This window comes from Streptomyces sp. NPDC034103 (assembly GCF_055575395.1).
Map to the genome: position 1 here is coordinate 158928 of NZ_JBVISS010000020.1, position 19125 is coordinate 178052.

General features: G+C 71.8%; 18 protein-coding genes. 15 read left to right on the forward strand and 3 right to left on the reverse strand.

All coding sequences use genetic code 11. The features are described from left to right. Positions 1-94: 94 nt before the first annotated feature. From ACZ56U_RS36160 to ACZ56U_RS36225, 14 genes are all read left to right on the forward strand, one after another. Positions 95-1033, forward strand: coding sequence for a metal ABC transporter solute-binding protein, Zn/Mn family (locus ACZ56U_RS36160; RefSeq protein ID WP_469088164.1), 939 nt, complete (start codon positions 95-97; stop codon positions 1031-1033). After that, positions 1030-1881 (forward strand): metal ABC transporter ATP-binding protein, encoded by an 852-nt coding sequence (locus ACZ56U_RS36165; protein ID WP_469088165.1) that lies wholly within the window; start codon positions 1030-1032, stop codon positions 1879-1881. The genes ACZ56U_RS36160 and ACZ56U_RS36165 overlap by 4 nt, the downstream gene beginning before the upstream one ends. Then, entirely contained in the window at positions 1878-2756 is an 879-nt protein-coding gene (locus ACZ56U_RS36170; protein WP_469088166.1) for a metal ABC transporter permease, read from the forward strand. The genes ACZ56U_RS36165 and ACZ56U_RS36170 overlap by 4 nt, the downstream gene beginning before the upstream one ends. A 116-nt stretch (positions 2757-2872) precedes the next feature. Beyond that, positions 2873-3472 (forward strand): acyltransferase, encoded by a 600-nt coding sequence (locus ACZ56U_RS36175; protein ID WP_469088167.1) that lies wholly within the window; start codon positions 2873-2875, stop codon positions 3470-3472. Between the two features lie 262 nt (positions 3473-3734). Beyond that, positions 3735-4907: a hypothetical protein gene (locus ACZ56U_RS36180; RefSeq protein WP_469088168.1), complete on the forward strand. Its 1173-nt coding sequence runs from the start codon at positions 3735-3737 to the stop codon at positions 4905-4907. Beyond that, positions 4904-5674 carry a WecB/TagA/CpsF family glycosyltransferase gene (locus tag ACZ56U_RS36185; RefSeq protein WP_469088169.1) on the forward strand — a complete coding sequence of 257 codons (771 nt, stop codon included), beginning with the start codon at positions 4904-4906 and terminating at the stop codon, positions 5672-5674. The genes ACZ56U_RS36180 and ACZ56U_RS36185 overlap by 4 nt, the downstream gene beginning before the upstream one ends. Then, positions 5674-6933, forward strand: a complete 1260-nt coding sequence (locus ACZ56U_RS36190; protein WP_469088170.1) for a nucleotide sugar dehydrogenase — start codon at positions 5674-5676, stop codon at positions 6931-6933. The genes ACZ56U_RS36185 and ACZ56U_RS36190 overlap by 1 nt, the downstream gene beginning before the upstream one ends. 3 nt (positions 6934-6936) lie before the next feature. Beyond that, positions 6937-8070: a non-hydrolyzing UDP-N-acetylglucosamine 2-epimerase gene (gene wecB, locus ACZ56U_RS36195; RefSeq protein WP_469088171.1), complete on the forward strand. Its 1134-nt coding sequence runs from the start codon at positions 6937-6939 to the stop codon at positions 8068-8070. Between the two features lie 51 nt (positions 8071-8121). Continuing rightward, positions 8122-8991 carry a YveK family protein gene (locus ACZ56U_RS36200; protein ID WP_469088172.1) on the forward strand — a complete coding sequence of 290 codons (870 nt, stop codon included), beginning with the start codon at positions 8122-8124 and terminating at the stop codon, positions 8989-8991. Beyond that, positions 8954-10558 carry an oligosaccharide flippase family protein gene (locus ACZ56U_RS36205; RefSeq protein WP_469088173.1) on the forward strand — a complete coding sequence of 535 codons (1605 nt, stop codon included), beginning with the start codon at positions 8954-8956 and terminating at the stop codon, positions 10556-10558. Before ACZ56U_RS36200 ends, ACZ56U_RS36205 begins: the two co-directional genes overlap by 38 nt. 5 nt (positions 10559-10563) lie before the next feature. Then, positions 10564-11658 (forward strand): hypothetical protein, encoded by a 1095-nt coding sequence (locus ACZ56U_RS36210; RefSeq protein ID WP_469088174.1) that lies wholly within the window; start codon positions 10564-10566, stop codon positions 11656-11658. Between the two features lie 8 nt (positions 11659-11666). Beyond that, positions 11667-12455, forward strand: a complete 789-nt coding sequence (locus ACZ56U_RS36215) for a glycosyltransferase family 2 protein (protein ID WP_469088175.1) — start codon at positions 11667-11669, stop codon at positions 12453-12455. Positions 12456-12518: 63 nt separating this feature from the next. Continuing rightward, positions 12519-13196, forward strand: a complete 678-nt coding sequence (locus ACZ56U_RS36220) for a class I SAM-dependent methyltransferase (RefSeq protein ID WP_469088176.1) — start codon at positions 12519-12521, stop codon at positions 13194-13196. After that, complete coding sequence (locus ACZ56U_RS36225) at positions 13190-14176, forward strand: SAM-dependent methyltransferase (RefSeq protein WP_469088177.1); 987 nt, start codon at positions 13190-13192, stop codon at positions 14174-14176. The genes ACZ56U_RS36220 and ACZ56U_RS36225 overlap by 7 nt, the downstream gene beginning before the upstream one ends. A 79-nt stretch (positions 14177-14255) precedes the next feature. On the opposite strand, the gene ACZ56U_RS36230 is transcribed toward ACZ56U_RS36225, so the two are convergent. Together ACZ56U_RS36230 and ACZ56U_RS36235 are read right to left on the reverse strand one after the other, a co-directional pair. Then, positions 14256-15155, reverse strand: coding sequence for a glycosyltransferase family 2 protein (locus tag ACZ56U_RS36230; RefSeq protein ID WP_469088178.1), 900 nt, complete (start codon positions 15153-15155; stop codon positions 14256-14258). Continuing rightward, positions 15152-17179 (reverse strand): O-antigen ligase family protein, encoded by a 2028-nt coding sequence (locus ACZ56U_RS36235; protein WP_469088179.1) that lies wholly within the window; start codon positions 17177-17179, stop codon positions 15152-15154. Before ACZ56U_RS36235 ends, ACZ56U_RS36230 begins: the two co-directional genes overlap by 4 nt. A gap of 80 nt (positions 17180-17259) precedes the next feature. Here ACZ56U_RS36235 and ACZ56U_RS36240 point away from each other — a divergent pair, with 80 nt between their 5' ends. Continuing rightward, positions 17260-17928: a hypothetical protein gene (locus ACZ56U_RS36240; RefSeq protein WP_469088180.1), complete on the forward strand. Its 669-nt coding sequence runs from the start codon at positions 17260-17262 to the stop codon at positions 17926-17928. A gap of 38 nt (positions 17929-17966) precedes the next feature. Here ACZ56U_RS36240 and ACZ56U_RS36245 read toward each other — a convergent pair whose 3' ends face one another. Further along, a complete protein-coding gene (locus ACZ56U_RS36245) occupies positions 17967-19013 on the reverse strand; it encodes a glycosyltransferase family 2 protein (protein WP_469088181.1) in 1047 nt (348 codons plus the stop codon). Positions 19014-19125 lie beyond the last annotated feature (112 nt).

Genomic DNA, 19125 nt, shown 5'->3' on the forward strand with positions numbered 1-19125 from the left:
GTTTTCACATGGAACGGACGCAAACGCACTTCTGACATTCATTTTCATCTAGCGTGACGGGCGTCCCCCTGTTCCACCCCTTCGCGGAGGATCCATGTCCACGCCCCCGTCCCGGCGCCTCGCCGCCTTGATCACCGGCGCCTCGCTGGCCCTCCTCTCGGGCTGCGGCGGCTCCTCGGACTCCGCCGACGCCACGAGTGCCGCGCAGAGCCCGGCCGCCGCGTCCGCGATACCGGTCGTGGCCTCCACCAACGTCTACGGCGACATCGTCGGCCGGATCGGTGGGACCAAGGTCGACGTCACCTCGATCATCAGCGACCCGGACCAGGACCCGCACTCCTACGAGGCCAACACCCAGAACCAGCTGGCCCTGTCGAAGGCGAAGGTCGTCGTCGAGAACGGCGGCGGTTACGACGACTTCCTCGACCGCATGCTGAAGAGCGGCAACTCCTCCGCCGAGGTGGTCAACGCGGTCAAGATCTCCGGCCGGACCGCCCCGAAGGGCGGCGAGCTCAACGAGCACGTCTGGTACGACTTCCCGGCCGTCGCCAAGATCGCCGACAGCGTCGCCGCCGCCCTCGGCAAGGCCGACCCGGACGACGCCGCCACCTTCACCGCGAACGCCGAGACCTTCAAGGCGCAGCTCAAGCCGCTGGAGGCGAAGGAGGCGCGGATCAGGAAGGAACACGCCGGCGAGGCGGTGGCCATCACCGAACCGGTACCGCTGTACATGATCGAGGCGAGCGGTCTGAAGAACGCCACCCCCGAGGAGTTCAGCGAGGCGATCGAGGAGGGCAGCGACGTCTCCCCCAAGGTCCTCCAGGCTGCGCTGGCACTGTTCTCCGGCAAGAAGGTCGAGGCGCTGGTCTACAACGAGCAGACCTCCGGCCCGCAGACCGAGAAGGCCGAGGCCGCGGCCAAGGCGGCCGGCATCCCCGTCGTACCGGTGACCGAGACCCTGCCCAGCGGCAAGGACTACCTCGGCTGGATGACCTCCAACGTCGACGCGCTCGCCGGCGCGCTGGACAAGTGAGCGGCCCGGCCCCGATCCCGGCCCAGGGCGGCAGCGCACCGGTCGTCAGCCTGCGCGGGGCCGCGCTGTCGTACGGCGACCGGGTCGTCTGGCAGGACCTCGAACTGGACGTGCGCCCCGGGGAGTTCATGGCCGTGCTCGGCCCGAACGGGGCCGGCAAGACCAGCTTCGTACGGGCCCTGCTGGGGCGGCAGCCGCTGTCCGCCGGGACCCTGACCGTGCTGGGCCGCCCGCCGCGGGAGGCCGCGCGGGAGATCGGATACGTGCCCCAGCAGGCGGAGTCGGCGGCCCAGTCCCGCCTGCGCGCCCGCGACCTGGTGCGCTTCGGCATCGACGGGCACCGCTTTGGACCGCGCCCGCGCACCGGAGCCACCCGGCGGCGGGTGGCGGAGATCCTCCAGGCGGTCGGGGCGTCGGCGTACGCGGACGTCCCGCTCGGCCTGCTGTCCGGTGGCGAGCGCCAACGCGTGCGCATCGGGCAGGCGTTGGCGACCGATCCGCGGCTCCTGCTGTGCGACGAACCACTGCTCTCGCTGGACCTGCACCACCAGCGGGCCGTCACCGAACTCGTCGACGCCCGGCGCCGTTCGCACGGCACGGCCGTGGTCTTCGTGACCCATGAGATCAACCCGGTGCTGGGTCTGGCGGACCGCGTGCTGTACCTGGCCCGGGCAGGTCACCGGGTCGGTCCGCCCGAGGAGGTGCTGACCTCCGCGTCCCTGTCGGAGCTCTACGGGACACCGGTCGACGTGGTGCGCGTGCGGGGCCGGGTCGTGGTCGTCGGCGCCCCGGACGAGACGGCCGCACCACCCCATCACCCCTCCCCCACCGAGGAAGTGCGCAGATGACGTTCGCCGAGGGGGTTTGGCAGCAGATCTTCAGCTTCGACCACTACGGCGAACTCCTCGCCCTGGTCCGCAACTCGCTCGTCGCGGGGGCCGCGCTGGGCCTGGTCGGCGGCCTCGCCGGGGTGTTCGTCATGATGCGCGACCTGCCCTTCGCGGTGCACGGCATCAGCGAGTTGTCGTTCGCGGGGGCTTCGGCGGCGCTGCTGCTGGACGCCAACATCGTGGCGGGCTCGATCGTCGGCTCGCTGCTCGCGGCGGGCACGATCGGGGTCCTGGGGGCGCGGGCCCGGGACCGCAACTCGGTGATCGGCATCATCATGCCGTTCGGTCTCGGGTTGGGGGTGCTCTTCCTCGCGCTCTACAAAGGGCGGGCGGCCAACAAGTTCGGCCTGCTGACCGGGCAGATCGTCGCTGTCGACACCCCGCAGATGGCGTGGTTGCTGGGCACTTCGGCGCTGGTCGTGGTCGCGCTGGCGGTCATGTGGCGGCCGCTGTCCTTCGCCAGCGCCGACCCGGACGTCGCCGAGGCCCGCGGAGTGCCGGTGCGGGGCCTGTCGTTCGCGTTCATGCTCGCGCTGGGGCTCGCGGTGGCCCTGTCGGTCCAGGTGGTCGGGGCGCTGCTGGTCCTGAGCCTCGTCGTCACCCCGGCCGCGGCCGCCGCGCGCGTCACGGCGTCCCCGGTGCTGCTCCCGGCGCTCAGCGTGCTCTTCGCCGTGCTCTCCATCGAGGGCGGCATCCTGCTCGCGCTCGGCAGCTCCATCCCGATCAGCCCGTACGTCACCACCGTCTCGTTCACGATCTACGTCGTGTGCCGGGTGGCGGGCCGTCGACGCGTACGGCGCTGGGGAGTTCGGGGGACGGCCGCGGCCGGGTAGGGGTCGGGCAGCGGCGAAGATCCGCGGACCGCCGCGGAATCCTTTCGCCCATGAGCGGGACGTACGTATGGTGATCCCGTCACGGCACTCTCCTGTTGTCGGAAAGGTTCAGCCTGATGAGCTCCAGGATCCAGCCGACCGCCCAGGTCGACGAGACGGCCACGCTCGGCGACGGCACCACGGTCTGGGACCTGGCCCAGATCCGGGAGGACGCCCGGCTGGGCAGCGGATGCATCGTGGGCCGGGGCGCGTACGTCGGTCCCGGCGTGCGCATCGGTGACAACGTCAAGCTCCAGAACTACGCGCTGGTCTATGAACCCGCGGTGCTCGCGGACGGTGTCTTCGTCGGCCCCGCGGCGGTCTTCACCAATGACCACTTCCCCCGATCCGTGGACCCGCAGGGCAAGTTGAAGCGCGGCGACGACTGGAAGGCCGTGGCCGTCGTGGCGGCGGAGGGCGCCTCGATCGGGGCCCGTGCCGTGTGCGTGGCCCCCGTCCGCATCGGCCGCTGGGCACTCGTCGCGGCGGGCGCCGTGGTCACCCGGGACGTGCCCGACTTCGCTCTCGTGGCGGGGGTGCCGGCGCGCCGGATCGGCTGGGTCGGCCGGGCCGGCGTACGGCTGGTGGAGCGGGAGAGCACACCGGGTACCTGGGAGTGCCCCGAGACGGGTGAGTCGTACGAGGAGAAGGACGGCGAACTGGTTCCCCGCGTTTGAGGGCCGTTTTCCTAAAAACGTAAATCCTCGAACATCTATAGCCATAACGTGTGTGCGGTCTGTGCAGACCACGCACAATGAGCACATGAACCGGTAGTACCCAGGGGGGGTTACGGGGTGGGGACACCTATGCCTGCTGCCAGGAGTCGAGACCACTCCTGCGCCTGACTCTGCACCTTTGCGCCGCACGGCCGTCGAGCGCCGCGGCGATCACCAGTCTGCGCGAAAACAGGACCCACAGGGGGGTTGGTGTGCCCAGAAGATGACCAACACACGCCTGGCGGCCCTAGGCCGAGACGAACCGGCGCTGCTCTCGCTGGCCCAACGGCTTTTGTCTGTCGCCGAGTTGGGGCTTCCGGAGATGCTGCTCCCGGGTGGTGAAGCCTTCTCCTTCACCATGTCCGGGCGCAAAGCCCCGGACGGTTCCTGGACGTTGGAGCGGCGCGGTACCAGCACCCGCTACGCGGCCATCACCGCACTGGGGGTGGAGTTCCTCCCCGAGGACCGCCAGCGCGCGGTGCTGGCGGGGCGCACCGCCCAGGAGTTCACCGGTCTGCTGATCGAGTCACTGCCCGCGGTGACCAACCTCGGGGACGCGGCGCTGATCGCCTGGGCCGCCGCCGAGACCGGACACCCCAAGCTGTCCGACGCCCTCGCCCGTGTCGAGGCCCTCGACGTGGAGGGGCGGCCGCAGTACACCGTCGAGGCCGCGTGGGTGCTGTCCGCCCTCGCGGCGGCGCGCGGCACGGTCGACGTGGAGAGACGTTTCAGCGCAGCTCGCGACCGCCTTCTGCGCGCCCGGATCGGCGACAGCCCGCTCTTCCCGCACGCCACCGGACCCGGTCTGGTGCCCTGGTACCGGGCGCATGTGAGCTGCTTCGCCGACCAGACGTACCCGCTCCAGGCCCTGGCCCGCGCCCACGCCAGCGACGACCAGGGCGGCGACCCCGAGGCGCTGGCCGCGTCCGAGCGTTGCGCGGCGCGCATCTGCGAGCTCCAGGGCGCGGGCGGGCAGTGGTGGTGGCACTACGACGCGCGCACCGGCGGGGTCGTGGAGGGCTACCCCGTCTACAGCGTCCACCAGCACGCGATGGCGCCGACCGCCCTGTTCGACCTCACCGACGCGGGCGGAAGCGACTTCGGCGCCGCGATCCGCAAGGGGCTGCGCTGGATGACGGAGGTGCCGGAACTGGCCGAACACCCCGAGCGCCGCGAGCCGTTGATCCTCGACGAGCTCGGCACCACCTGGCGCAAGGTCTACCGGGGCGACCCGAAGAAGGCCGTCCGCGCCGCCCGGGGCCTGGGCACCCGCCTCGTCCCGAGCCTGCGGCTGAAGTCGCTGGACCGGGTCTACCGTCCACTGTCCGTCGACCGCGAGTGCCGGCCGTACGAGTTCGGCTGGATGCTCCACGCCTGGCAGGGGGGCCGGATATGAGAGAGCGTCAGATGCTGTTCGGGGTCGAACTGGACCCGCTGACCATGGACGAGACCGTACGACACTGCCTCGACGCGGTGCGCGACGGGCGCCAGCTGGAGATCGGCGTGGTCAACGCCGCGAAGCTGGTGAACATGCGGCGCGACCCTCGGCTCGCCGAGGCCGTGTCCGGCTGCGATCTCGTGGTCGCCGACGGACAGGCCGTGGTCTGGGCCGGCCGGGTGCTGCGCGCCCCGCTGCCGGAACGGGTGGCCGGGATCGACCTGTTCCTGCGCCTGCTGGCGGAGGCCGAGTCGGCGGGCATGTCGGTGTACTTCCTCGGTGCGCGGCAGGAGGTGCTGGCCGAGATGGAGCGCCGGGTGGCCGACCGCTTCCCCGGCCTGAAGGTGGCCGGCAGCCGCCACGGCTACTTCGACGACTCCCAGCAGGAGGCCGTCGCGGACGCGATCGCCCGCAGCGGCGCCCAGATGCTCTTCCTCGGCATGACCTCGCCGAAGAAGGAGATCTTCACCGCGGCCTACGGCGCGCGCACCGGCGCCCGGGTGGTGCACGGCGTCGGCGGCTCCTTCGACATCCTCGCCGGGGTCACCAAGCGGGCCCCCGCCGCCTGGCAGCGCATGGGCCTGGAGTGGCTCTACCGCGCGCTCCAGGAGCCGCGCCGCCTGGGCCGCCGCTACCTGACCACCAACGCCGCCTTCCTCCTGATGACGGCACGCGAGTTCCTCCGGCCCACCCCGCAGGCCGCTTCCGCGAACAGGAGTCACTGATGCGTGTCGTCGTGGTGGGACAGGGTTACGTCGGACTGCCGCTGGCCGTCCGCGCCGCCGAGGCCGGGCACGAGGTGATCGGCTACGACGTCGACACCCGGCGGATCAAGAGCCTGGCCGCGGGCGAGTCCTTCGTGGAGGACGTCTCCTCCGAGCGGATCCGGGCGGCGCTGGACAACGGCACGTACCGGGCGAGCGATTCGGCCCGGGACTGCGGGGGGTTCGACGTGGCCGTCGTGACCGTCCCGACCCCGCTGCACGAGGGCACCCCCGACCTGCGCTACATCAGGGAGTCGGCGGTCACCCTCGCCCGTTATCTGCGGCCCGGGGCCACCGTGGTGCTGGAGTCGACCACCTACCCCGGCACCACGCAGGAACTGTTCGCCCCGATCCTGGAGGACGGCTCCGGCCTGACCGCGGGCACCGACTTCCACCTCGGCTACAGCCCGGAGCGCATCGACCCCGGGAACGCCGTCTGGGGCTTCAAGGAGACCCCGAAGGTCGTCTCCGGCGTCGACGCGGCGTCCCTGAAGGCCGTCCAGGACTTCTACGACGAACTCGTCGACACCACCGTGCCGGTGAGCTCCCCCAAGGAGGCCGAGCTCGCCAAGCTCCTGGAGAACACCTTCCGGCATGTGAACATCGCGCTGGTCAACGAGATCGCGATGTTCGCCCACCACCTGGACATCGACGTCTGGCAGGCCATCGAGGCCGCCTCCAGCAAGCCCTTCGGCTTCATGAAGTTCACGCCAGGACCCGGTGTCGGCGGCCACTGCCTGCCGATCGACCCCTCGTACCTGTCCTGGCGGGTACAGCGCGAACTCGGCCAGAGCTTCCGGTTCGTGGAGCTGGCCAACGACATCAACAACCACATGCCGGAGTACGTGGCACGCCGCGTCAGCGACCTGTTCAACCGCACGCGCCGTTCGGTGAACGGCTCGCGCATCCTGCTGCTGGGCCTGGCGTACAAGAAGAACACCGGCGACGCCCGGGAGTCACCCGCGCTGCGCATCTCCCACCTGCTGCTCGACAGCGGGGCCCAGGTCAGGGCGGCGGACCCGCATGTGGTCGAGAGCCTGCCGGTGGACACCCGGCTGGTGCGGGTGGAGCCGACCGCGCAGGAGCTCTCCTCCGCCGATCTGGTGGTCCTGCTGACCGACCACGACAGTTTCGACTACGAACTCGTCGCCGAACACGCCCCCTTGGTCCTGGACTGCCGCCGCCGGCTGCCGTCGGGGCCCACGATCGAGGTGCTCTGAACCATGCCGCGCATCGTCTGCGTCGCCGGGGCCCGCCCCAACTACATGAAGATCAAACCGGTGATGGACGCACTGGAGCGCCGGGGCGCCGAGGTGGTCCTCGTCCACACCGGGCAGCACTACGACCCGGCGATGAACGACGTGTTCTTCGCCGACCTCGGCATCCGGCCGCCCGACCGCTTCCTCGGCGTCGGCTCCGGCAGCCACGCCGAGCAGACCGGTCGGGTGATGACCGCCTTCGAGCCGCTCCTCGCGGAGGTGGCGCCCGACCTCGTGGTCGTGGTCGGCGACATCAACTCCACGCTGGCCTGTGCCCTGGTCACCGCCAAGGCCGGACCGCTGCTCGCCCATGTCGAGGCGGGTCTGCGCAGCCGCGACTGGGGCATGCCGGAGGAGGTCAACCGCGTCGCGACCGACCGGGTCAGCGACTATCTGCTGGCCCCCTCGCCCGACGCCGCCGACAACCTGCGCGCGGAGGGGTACCGGGAGGACCAGATCCACCTGGTCGGCAACGTCATGATCGACACGCTGCTGGCCAACCTGGAGCGGGCGCGCACCTCCGACGTCCTCGCCCGACTCGGCCTGTCCCGGGGCGAGTTCGGCCTGGTCACCCTGCACCGGCCCGCCAACGTGGACGATCCCGAGGTGCTCGCCGGGCTCCTGAAGGCGCTGGGCGAGATCGCGGAGCGCTGCCCGCTGGTCCTGCCCGTGCACCCGCGCGCGGCCGAGCGGCTGGCCGAGATCGGCGTGCCCGGCGGCGTCACCCTCGTACCGCCCGCCGGATACCTGGACTTCATCGCCCTTGAGGACTCCGCCCGTGTCGTCCTGACCGACTCGGGCGGGGTCCAGGAGGAGACGACCGCGCTGGGCGTGCCGTGTGTGACGCTGCGGGACAACACCGAACGGCCCGTCACCGTCGAGCAGGGCACCAACGTGCTGGCGGGCCGGGATCCGGCGCGCATCGTCTCCACCGCGCACCGGGTGCTGGACGCCCCTCCCGCACCGCGTCGCCCCGAACTCTGGGACGGCCGGGCCAGTGAGCGCATCGCCGAGGTGCTGCTGGAAGGGGGGACCGCGAGCACCCGGCCCAGACCGACCGACCAGCCGAGACCCGCCGGCCGACCACTCCCCATATGATCCGCACGCCACATATGTTCGTCGCACATCTGGTCACTAGGGGGGACCGTCATGGATCTCGCTGAGATCTTCCGGGTCATGCGCAGGCGGTGGTACGTCCTGCTGCCCGGACTCCTGCTGGCCGCGGGCCTGACCTTCGCCGTCGTCCTGGTGGTCCCGGTGACCTACCAGTCGCAGAGCACGGTCGTTCTCCTCAACTCCGAGAAGGCGACGGTGGCTTATGACGGCAACCCCTATCTGAGCACCCAGACCTCGCTCACCGGCATGGCCGACAGCCTGGCCCGCAACCTCAACTCCGACGTCTCGGTCCGGGAGCTCAAGTCCCGTGGCGCGACCGGCACGTTCGAGGCCAAGCTCGCCGACAACGCGCAGGGGCCGCTGCTCTGGCTGACCGTCACCGGCACCGACAAGAAGGCCACGCTGTCCTCGGACCGCATCCTGACGGCGTACGCCAAGGAGCGGCTGCGGGAGTTCCAGGAACAGCAGTCGGTCGCCGAGAACGCCATGATCCGCATGACGACGATCGTCTCCCCGCAGACCCCGGTGGCGCAGACCAAGACACGGCTCGAGTACATGATCATGGCGGGCGGCGGAGGCTTCGTCCTCGCCATGATCGCCGTCTTCTACGTGGAGGCGCGCAAGAGGTCCCAGCGGCCCGCGGCCGAGCCGCTGACGGGGCCGGGCGCGGAGACGGACACGCAGACGCCGGTCCCCGCCACCGCTCCCCCGGCCGGGGAGACGGTGGTGGAGGAGACGCTCGCCATCCGGCGCCCGCCCAGCTGGACGCGCTCCCGCGGGGACGCTCCGGCCGCCGAGCCCGAAGCGCCACGGCCCGCCATGGCCGTGGCGTCCGCCGCCGAGCCGCTCGACGAGGAGTCGACCCATGGACACCACCCGCGCACCGGGCAGCGGGACCGGTGAGACGGGCGGCGCCCCCGCCCCGGTCGCTCCCGCACTCGAGGCTCCCGCTCCCGCGCTCGAGCCCGCTGCGCCCGCCGCCGCTCCCACCCTGGGCGGCAAGGTCCGTTCGGCGGCCCGCTGGAGCCTGATCAACACCGTCGTCATGCGCCTGGGCAACTTCGCCACCGGCATCGTGCTGGCGCGCTTCGCCCTGGGCCCCGCGGAATGGGGCGTGTACGGCGTCGCCCAGACCGTGCTGCTGGTCCTGCTGTCCGCGAACGAGCTGGGCGTGGGCCTGGCCATCGTGCGCTGGGAGGGCGACGCCCGGCGGTTCGCGCCGACCGTGCTGACGCTCAGCACCCTCTCCAGCGGCCTGCTGTACGCGGCCCTGTTCGCGGCGGCACCGACGATGGCCGGGCTGCTCGGCTCGCCGGACGCCGCGAACGTCCTGCGGGTGATGTGCCTGTGCGTGCTGATCGACGGCATCGCCCAGGTCCCCGGGCACTTCCTCACCCGTGAGTTCGCCCAGGGCAAGCGGATGGCCATCGACGGCCTCAACTTCGTGGTCGGCACCTCGGTGACGCTGCTGCTCGCCTTCCAGGGCCACGGCGCGATGAGCTTCGCCTGGGGGGCCGTCGCGGGCAACGTCGTGACGCTCGTCGGCTGCGCACTGGCCGCCCCGGGCACCCTGAAGTACGGCTGGGATCCCGAACAGGCCCGCGCGCTGCTGCGGTTCGGCCTTCCCCTCGCGGGCGCGAGCATGCTGGCCCTCGCGGTGGTCAACGTCGACACCATGGTGGTGGGCGCGACGCTGGGCAATGTCTCGCTGGGGTTCTACGTGCTCGCCTTCAACATCTCCGGCTGGCCCGTGCGGATCATCTCCGAGGCCGCCCGCCGGGTCTCCTTCGCCGGCTTCTCCCGCCTCGCCGAGTCGCCCCAGGCGCTCGCCCAGGGCTTCAGCCGCGCCCTCGGACTGCTGGTCACCCTCACCGTCCCACTCTGCGTCCTGCTGGGCGGCCTCGCGCTGCCGGTCATCGAGCTGATCTACGGCGACCGGTGGGGCCCGGCCGCCGCCGCGCTGCCCTGGCTGATGGCCCTCGGCCTGATCCGCATCGGCTCCGAACTCGCCTACGACTGCCTGGTCGCGGTAGGACAGCGCCGCGCCCTGTTCCTGGTGCAGGGCCTGTGGCTGGTCGCGCTGGTCCCGGTGCTCCTGGCAGCCGCCCGCCTCAACGGCATCGTGGGCGTCTCGCAGGCCCATGTCCTGGTCGCCGGCGGGCTGGTGGTGCCGGTGTTCCTGGTCGCGCTGGGCCGTGGCGGCATCGGTGTCGGCAGGATCGCCAGGGCCTGTGCCTGGCCGTTCCTGGGCGGGGCCGTGATGGCGGCGATCATCCTCGTCCTGGAGCCCCGGTTCGGTGACAGCCGACTCGCCCTTCTCGCCCTCAGCACGATCGCCCTGGCCGGCTACACGGTGTGCGTACTGCCCAGCCGCGACTTCCTGCGCGGCGTCGACCGCGGCGGCCGTCCCCGGCGGGGCCGGCACCGCTCGTCCGCACCGGTCCGGTCCACCCGACAGGACATGAGGTGAACGCAATGGCACGGCGTCACAGCCGTCACGCACTCACGGGGCCCCTGCTGGCCGTCTTACTGGCGGTGGTGGGCGTGTCCTGCTCGGGTGCGGACACGTCGGCCTCCCCGCCCCGCTCGCCGAGCCCGTCCTCGGCCGCGCCCGGCCCCACCGCCTCGTCCACGGTCGGCGAGACCACGGGCCGGCCCACCCCCACCTCACCGGCCCCGACGGTCCAGCCCTCCAAGCCGGCCACACCGAGCGGTGCCTCCGGCACGCCCACGGCCGGCGCCAAGGCCGACTGTTCCTCCCCCGGCGCCTGCGGCTTCCCTGACGCCGACACCACCGGCCACCGGACCAGGCTCACCCCGCACAACACCGGCTACCTGGCCATCCGCAAGAGCGGCACGGTCATCCGCGGCTGGGACATCAAGGGCGCGCTCGACATCTACGCCGACGACGTCACCGTCATCGACTCCCGGATCACCTCGGACAGCTGGTGGGGCATCAACCTGCGCCCCGGCTTCAGCGGCCTGAAGGTCCTGCACACCACCATCACCGCGGTCCCCGGCAAGGGCCCGGACAACGGCGGCGTCGACTACGCGGTGTCGAACATGGGCGGCAGCTCCATCGAGGTCGGCTGGTGCGACGTCTCGGTGTTCGGTGACGCCCTGTCGATGGGGCAGGGCAACCTGCACGACAACTACGTCCACGACATCGCCCCGTTCGTCAACCTGGGCGGCGAGTGGCAGCACACCAACGCGGTGATCAGCGGCGGCGGCAACACCGGGCACCTGATCATCCGCCACAACACCCTCCTCAACGAGACGAGCCTCAAACAGGGCGCCTCGGGGAGCATCGGTCTGTTCGCGGACACCGGAGTGGTCCGCAACGTCACCGTCGACCGCAACTGGATCGCCGGCGGCGCCTACGCGCTGTACGGCGGCAGCACCGGCGCCACCGGGATCAGGGTGACGGACAACGTCTTCTCCACGGAGTACCACCCGAACTCCGGCGGCTACGGCGTGGTCGCGCACTGGAACGACAAGGGCGCCGGGAACGTGTGGCGCAACAACCGGCTCTCCGACGGCCGTCTGGTCACCCCGGAGCCCGCCGCGTGAGCGGGGCCGTGCCGCGCCCAGTGGCGTGGGCGCCCTGGACGCTGCTGAAGGCGGTGTTCGGCTGGCTGGTGCTCTTCGAGGCGCGGAACAAGATCCTGCTGGCACCCTCGGCGGTGCGGCTGCGCCGGACCGAGGACGCCGAGACCCGCCGCCTGGCCGCCGGCCTGCCCGGCCCGCCCTCCGCGCTGGTCGCCACGGTGATCGCCACCCACCGGCGCCCCGAGGCACTCCTGGCCGCGATTCGCTCGGCCCTGTCCCAGAGCGTCACCGACCAGGTCGTCATGGTCGTCGACGACGGCGCGGGCCTGCCCGAACTCCCCGACGAACCACGGCTGTTCGCCGTCTCCCTGGCCGCCAACACCGGCACCGCCGGGGTCGTCCGCAACGTCGGCATCCGCCTGACCCGCTCCCGCTACGTCGCGTTCCTGGACGACGACAACCTGTGGGAGCCGGACCATCTCGCCCGCGCCCTGGAGGTACTGGAGTCCCCCGGCGGCCCCGACGGCGTCTACACGGCACTGCGCCGCGTCCTGCCCGACGGAACGGACCAGGACATCCTCTCCGTGCCCTACGACCGGCGCCGGGCCGCCCGCGAGTCCTTCCTGGACACCAACGCCTTCGTCGCCCGCCGCACCCGCGCCCTGCGCTTCAGCCGCCTGCGCCGGACCCCGGAGGTGATGCCCCGGGAGGACTGGGAGCTGATCCACCGGTACGCGCGCAGGCACCGGGTGCGGCATGTGCCGTACCCGACCGTCCGGTACCTGATGAATCCGGCCAGCTTCTACACCCGGTGGTGACAGACCGGTGGAAGCGAGCCCGCCCGTCCCGCTCCTCACTCACGACCACAGGTGGTTGATCCCGTGCCCCGATCCCGCGCCCTGAGAAACAAGTTCGTCGACGCACCGGGCTCGCTCGGCGAACGGCTCCGCGTCGCCCGCTGGGAGCGGTTCCGGCGCTGCTTCCCCGGCATCGAGAACATGAGCGTCCTCGACCTGGGCGGAACGGCCGAGATGTGGCTGCGGGCCCCGGTGCGCGCCAAGCACGTCCACCTGATCAACCTGGAGGCGCACCCGGCCGAACTGCCCGACTGGATCACCGCGGAGAACGCCGACGTCACCGACCCCGAGGTCGCCGCCCAGCTCAGCGCTCAGGGCGGCTACGACCTGGTGTTCTCCAACTCGACCATCGAGCACGTGGGCGGTCACAGCCGGCGACGGCTGTTCGTCGCCGCCGTGGAGCAACTGGCGCCGCTGCACTGGATCCAGACGCCGTACCGCTACTTCCCCGTCGAACCGCACTTCGTGGCACCCGGCTTCCAGTTCCTGCCGCTCGCCGCCCGGGCCCGTCTGGTGCGGCACTGGCCGCTCGTCCACAGCCGCCCGGACAGCCCGGAGTCGGCGATGGACGCCGTGATCAACATCGAGCTCCTGACCCGCGCCGAGATGCGCTACCTGTTCCCGCGCTCGGTGATCCTCAGCGAGCGGGTGCTCGGCGCGACCAAGTCGCTGATCGCCGTGAGAACGGAGCGGGGATGCTGAACAACCTGGTCAACCGACATGACGCCGACCGGCTGCTGCGCAAGGTCCGCAAGCTCGAACTCGACCCCGTCCTCGCCAAGTTGCGGGTGCGCGGCGGGGCCCGCGTGGTGCAGCACTGGTCCCGGGTCGACCCCTCGCTGACCGAGTGGTGGGCGATCCCCTCGGTGATCAAACGGTGGAACCTGCTGATGACCGGCGACGCGGAGACCTCCTTCCCCGAGTACGTCGCCGCCCAGCACTTCGCGCCGCGCACCGACCTGCGCGGCCTGTCCCTGGGGTGCGGCACCGGCGGCAACGAGCTGCTCTGGGCGAGGACCGGCGCGTTCGGTCTGCTGGAGGGCGTGGACGTGGCACAGCAGCGCATCGACTTCGCCACCCGGTCCGCCGAGGAGGCGGGCCTCGCCGACGTGCTGCGCTTCCGGGTCACCGACGTCAACCGGATGACCAGCGACGGGGAGCGCTTCGACGTCCTGCTGGGCCTTCAGTCCCTGCACCACTTCGACCACCTCGCCGAGACCCTGCCCCGGATGTCCCAACTGATCGCACCGGGCGGCCTGTTCGTGATCGACGAGTTCGTCGGACCGACGCGCTTCCAGTGGACCGACGGGCAACTGGAGGCGGCCAACGCGCTGTTGGCCCAACTGCCGGAGGAGCGGCGGCGCCTGGCGGACGGGCGGATCAAGCGGCGCGTGGTGCGGCCGAGCCGGATGGCCATGGTGCTGGACGACCCCTCCGAAGCGGTCGACGCGGCCTCCTTGCTGCCGGGGCTGCGGCGGCACTTCGACGTGGTGGAGGAACGCCCCTACGGGGGGACGGTGTTGCACATCGCCTTCTCCGGGATCGCGCACAACTTCCGGGACCAGGAGCCGGAGACGCTGGAGCTGCTGGAGCGCTGCTTCGCCATCGAGGACGCGGCGCTGCCGGAAGTCGGGCACGACTTCGTCGCCATGGTGTGCCGCCCGGTGGGGGCGCCGGGTTAGGTCGTCGGGTCAGGGCGCCGGGCGACAGCGGGGCCGTGGTGGCTGGTCGCGCGATTCCCCGCGCCCCTTCGGGGGACCGTCATGGGCCCGGTGTCCTTCGCAGGGCCCCCGGTCTGACCAGAGCGCCGACCGCCGCTCGGCTCGCCTTGCGGCCCAGCGCCGCGCGGGAGGTCTCCCGGAGCAGGACCGCGCCGCGGAAGGCCGCCGTGGCGAGGGCGCCATGCCTGCGCCCGTACAGGCGGACCCTGTTGAGGGTCAGCAGGGTCCACAGCCTGGGCGACACCTGGGACTCGCCGCCCAGGTGCACCGCCTCGGCCGCCGGCTCCAGTTGGGTCGCGTGGCCCCGGTCCCGTGCCCGCAGACAGAACTCGGTCTCCTCCGAGTACAGGAAGAAGGACTCGTCCCAGGGGCCGCAGTCCGCCAGGCACTCCCCCGAGACGGCCATGAGCGCACCGGTCGCCCAGTCCGCGCGGGTGGGCCGCCGGTAGGCGTCGGGGTCGGTGACCAGTTCGCTCAGGGGCGGGAAGCGACCGGCCCGGCGGTTGCCGATGACGGCCTCGCCGAGCGCCCGCAGCACGGTCGACTCGCGGCGCAGGGAGTGGTGGGGCGTGTCCGCGCCGTCCTCGTAGAGGAGGGGGACGGCAATCCCGACGCCCGCCCCGAGGCTGTCGACGAGCCGTTTGGCGCAGCCCTGCCGCATCCGGATGTCGGGGTTGCAGATCAGGACGGCCCCGTACTCCCCGGCGGCGGAGATCGCCGCGTTGACCCCGGCCGCGTATCCGGCGTTGCGCCCGGTCCGGACGACCGTGGCCTCGGGGGCCAGGGTGCGCAGCACCTCCACGGTGTCGTCGGCGGAGTCGTTGTCGGCGACGACGAGCCGCCAGTCGAGGCCCGCCATGCCCTCGGGCAGCGCGGCGAGGAACCCGGGGAGCACCGAGGCGCTGTTCCAGGTGACGACGATGACGGCGACGGTGCTCATCGGGACTCCACGAGTTCGGGGACGCGGGCTTCGGGCTCCGTACCGGTCACGGGGGCCGCGGCCTCGGCAGCCTCGCGGCGGATGAACCCGAGGTAGCTGCCGCCGGCGCCCAGGACCAGGAAGAACATCCCGGCGTACATGGGGAAGCTCAGCGCGTCGAAGGTGGCGCTGATGACCAGGGCGACCAGGGCCGAGGCGAGGAACGCCTGGCCCAGTTCCCGGTCCGAGTCGTTGCGGGCGAGCCGGCGGACGGCGCCGCCGGTGTGGATGCCGGTGACGAACAGGGCGAGCAGCGCGACCAGCCCGAGGATGCCCATCTCGGCCAGGGTCAGCATGTACTGGTTGTCCGTGAAGAAGTACAGGTCGGGGGTGAAGGTGCCGAACCCGCGCCCGAACCAGGGGTGTTCCTCGAGATAGGGGACGATGGCGCTGTACTTCACGGTGCGCGCCTGGGTGCTGCTGTCGGAGCCGGCCAGGAAGCTGGCGAAGAGGTTGGTGATGGTGCCGATCAGCCCGGGGATGATGACCTTGAACCCGGCGACCGAGCCCACGATCAGTCCGATGGCGGCCCAGCGGCGCTGCGGCTTCCAGCGGGGCACCATCACCAGGATCACGATGAGGGCGCCGATGATGGACGTCCTGGACACCGTCAGCGGCAGCGCGCCCGCCATGACGGCGACCGGCGCCCAGCGGCGCAGGGCGCCCGCGTGGCGTCGTACCGGGTCGAACGCCTGGTGGACGGCGAAGGGGACGAGGATGGCCAGCATGCCGCCGAACTCCAGGGGGTGGGCGGTGGTCGAGCGCGGCCGGGTGAACGAGCCGCGGTCCATGGCGCTGATCCCGGCGGAGCTCGACTGGAGGCCGGGGACGTGGATGGAGTCGGCGATGTTGGTCGCGGCGAAGAAGTCGTAGTAGCCGATGAGGGCGACCACCGTGCCGAGGACGACGAGGCGGCGCATCAGCGTCTCCAGCCGGGCGCGCTCCTGGATGCCGGCCGAGGCCAGCACCACGAGCGCGATCCACACCCCGAGCCCGATGAGCCCGCGGTCGGCCCCGAGGATCTCCGCGTGGGTGCTGTCGCGGGTCGCGTTCGCGAGATACGACAGGAGGACCGCCGCGGCGAGCAGGCACATCACCACGCGTGGCAGCCGGGTGCCCTTGGCCGGGACGATCCTGCCGCCGAGCCAGGTCGCGAGGTACCACAGCAGGCCGAGCAGGGCGAAGACGTTGGCCGGGGTGCCGACGCCGCCCAGCGCGGGCAGCGTGAGGTTCGAGGGGACGAAGAAGGCCAGCGCCAGATAGCCGGTGAGGATGGTCGTGGCGTCGAGCCTGCGCACCAGCAGGCCCTTGGGGGCCCGGTCGGGGGAACTCCGGCGGTGGCGGCGGGGCAGGTATCCGGCCGGGGCCCGGCCCCGGCGGCGGACCACCGCGACACCCTCGGCCAGGATGGACAGCAGGAAGGAGCCGACGAGCCCGACGATGACGACCGCTGCGATGCTCTGGTAGCGGCTCTTGGGCTCCGAGACCGGGGTCTGCGGCAGGACGACCGGCGCGGTCTGCACCACGTACGTCTTCGGCACCTTGGAGGCGGCCTGGAGGGCCTTGAGCTGCTCACCGGCGAAGTCGGTGAGGACGGTGGTCTCGTGGAGCACCTTCTTCTGGTCGGTGCCGGTGACACTCAGGGTGAGCAGCGGGCTGTCGGCGTCCGGGGCGAACCCGACGGTGTACCGGTCGGTGACGCCCCGGGAGTGCAGTTCCTTCGCCGAGTCGCCCGACTGGAGCGTCCTGATCAGCACGTCGGCGGTCACGACCAGTGAACCGCCCGCGTTCGACAGGGGGTTGCCGAAGGTCGGCGCCAACTCCGCGATGGCGGTGGAGTCGAGCAGCGTCACCGAGCTCTGGGACTCGTAGGACACTGGGACGGTCCGGTAGAGATAGCCGCCCGCGAGAAGGCTCAGCAGGGTCAGCGGCACCATGAAGTACCAGCGCCTGCGCATGATCGCCAGGAGGTCGCCGAGGCTCATGCCCACTCCCCCTGGTTTGCCGATCGGGTGGTGACTCGCCCCGGTGCCTGCGAGGATCGGTGGCGACGGAAGGATTCCCTGTGTCGCCTCGTGACGTCGCCGAAGCGCTGCTCCGCCGCTGGTACGTCCTGCTGGTCGCGCTCCTGCTGACGGCGGCCGGAGCCTACCCGGTGCTGCGCCCCGCCCCCGAGTACCTGAGTTCGGCCGTGGTCGTCCTCAAACCGCCGGTGACGGGCAACCAGCCGAACCAGCTGACCAACCTCCAGCCCCCGCTCGCCTCGCTGTCGTACGGAGTGATCCAGCAGCTCCAGTCGCCCGCCGGGCACGTGGAGTTGGAGGCCGCCGGGGTCCACGGCGGCTACCAGCTGATCCCGCGCAACAGCGGCACCAGCGCGACCCCGCGCTATCTGATCCCGTCGGTGCAGGTGCAGGCGCGCCGGGGTTCCGCGGTGGCGGCCGACACGGCGGTCGGGCAGGTCATCGAGGTGTACGCGCGGCATGTGGCCGAGCTCCAGAACGCGCAGGGCGTCGCGGCCGGGTCGCGGATCAGCGCGTCGGTCCTGGTCGCCCCGAGCGCCGCCCTGGTGCAGGGCACCAAGAGCCGCGCGCTGGCGGGCGTCGCCCTGCTCGGGGCGACCGCCGGGATCCTGGGGGCGCTGTGGTTCGACCGGTTCGCGTTGCGCCGCCGCAGGGCCGCGGGTGAGCCGGAGCAGCTCCCCCGCGCCGAGCGGGTTCCGGTCGCGGGCTGAGCAACCGCGCGCGGTCTCGTACGAGTGGGGCATGTGCATCAGATCCCGCGGCGCTTCCAGGACTCCCACCACAGCCACTCCCGGCCGCGCTCGGCCACGGCCGACCACACCAGCGGCTGGAGGTAGGGCATGGCCTTCGGGCCGATCCGCCGTCTGAGGCGCAGTGCCCGGTACTCCGGCAGCGCCGCGTATCCCGGCAGGCACTCCGCGGCGAAGGCCACGCACTCCCCGACCGGTACGACGGCCGTGCGGCCCCGGTCGTAGGCGCGGTAGGCGCGGCGCAGCGCGTAGCGGGCGAGCCGGGTGTGGACCTGTTCGGCGAGCCGGTCGGCGTGCGGCAGCCGGTCGGCGCACTTGGCGAGCACCGAGTCGAAGGCCACCAGGCGCTGGCGCAGGTCGTCGAGCTGGCCGCCGAAGTCGGTGGTGGACATGTTGTTGCCGTGGACGCGGTAGAAGGCCTGGTCGGCGCCGCGGACGTAGCCGACGTCGGCGTGCGCGGCGAGCCGCATCCACATCTCGATGTCGCCGGCGTGCGGAAGGGCCGGGTCGTAACCCCCCACCTCGCGTTGCAGGCTGGTGCGGACGACGACCTCGGGCGAGGTGATGCAGCCGGTGCCCTCGCGGAAGCGGCGCTCCAGCCACCAGTGCCCGGGGTAGACGGTGGTGCCGGTGCTCCGGGTGCGGGCGGTCGGCAGCGGTCCGCCGTGCTGGAAGCGCAGGGGGCGTCCGTAGGCGAATCCGGCCTCGGGGTGGGCGTCCAGCAGGGCGGCGGCCCGGACCAGGGCGCCGGGCACCAGTCGGTCGTCGGCCGAGAGCAGGGCCACGTAGTCGCCGTCGGCCCACTCCAGCAGGCCCTCGTTGTAGGTGGCGATGTGGCCCTTGTTGACCGGGTGGACGTGGACGTCGATGCGCGGGTCGGAGGCCGCCAGCTTGCGCGCGGTCTCCGCCGAGTCGTCGGGCGAGGCGTCGTCGATGATGAGGACCCGGACGTCTACGCCGTCCTGCTCGTCCAGGACGCTGCTGACGCAGTCGGCCAGGAAGTGGCCGTACTTGTAGCAGGGGATGACAACACTGACGGTGCTCATCGGTGGGGAAGCCAATCCCCGGTGGTGGGGGGGGGCGAGGGCGGGGGGGGGGAACACAAAGGGGGGTTTGTTGGTTGGGTTTTTTTCTTCCTGACGGAAGTTTTTGTTGGGG

Coding starts and splice junctions, on each gene's coding strand:
- ACZ56U_RS36235 (WP_469088179.1), bottom strand. CDS start 17,179: ATGAGCCTCGGCGACCTCCTGGCGATCATGCGCAGGCGCTGGTACTTC.
- ACZ56U_RS36205 (WP_469088173.1), top strand. CDS start 8,954: ATGGACACCACCCGCGCACCGGGCAGCGGGACCGGTGAGACGGGCGGC.
- ACZ56U_RS36185 (WP_469088169.1), top strand. CDS start 4,904: ATGAGAGAGCGTCAGATGCTGTTCGGGGTCGAACTGGACCCGCTGACC.
- ACZ56U_RS36175 (WP_469088167.1), top strand. CDS start 2,873: ATGAGCTCCAGGATCCAGCCGACCGCCCAGGTCGACGAGACGGCCACG.
- ACZ56U_RS36200 (WP_469088172.1), top strand. CDS start 8,122: ATGGATCTCGCTGAGATCTTCCGGGTCATGCGCAGGCGGTGGTACGTC.
- ACZ56U_RS36180 (WP_469088168.1), top strand. CDS start 3,735: ATGACCAACACACGCCTGGCGGCCCTAGGCCGAGACGAACCGGCGCTG.
- ACZ56U_RS36230 (WP_469088178.1), bottom strand. CDS start 15,155: ATGAGCACCGTCGCCGTCATCGTCGTCACCTGGAACAGCGCCTCGGTG.
- ACZ56U_RS36210 (WP_469088174.1), top strand. CDS start 10,564: ATGGCACGGCGTCACAGCCGTCACGCACTCACGGGGCCCCTGCTGGCC.
- ACZ56U_RS36245 (WP_469088181.1), bottom strand. CDS start 19,013: ATGAGCACCGTCAGTGTTGTCATCCCCTGCTACAAGTACGGCCACTTC.
- ACZ56U_RS36225 (WP_469088177.1), top strand. CDS start 13,190: ATGCTGAACAACCTGGTCAACCGACATGACGCCGACCGGCTGCTGCGC.
- wecB (WP_469088171.1), top strand. CDS start 6,937: ATGCCGCGCATCGTCTGCGTCGCCGGGGCCCGCCCCAACTACATGAAG.
- ACZ56U_RS36160 (WP_469088164.1), top strand. CDS start 95: ATGTCCACGCCCCCGTCCCGGCGCCTCGCCGCCTTGATCACCGGCGCC.
- ACZ56U_RS36170 (WP_469088166.1), top strand. CDS start 1,878: ATGACGTTCGCCGAGGGGGTTTGGCAGCAGATCTTCAGCTTCGACCAC.
- ACZ56U_RS36190 (WP_469088170.1), top strand. CDS start 5,674: ATGCGTGTCGTCGTGGTGGGACAGGGTTACGTCGGACTGCCGCTGGCC.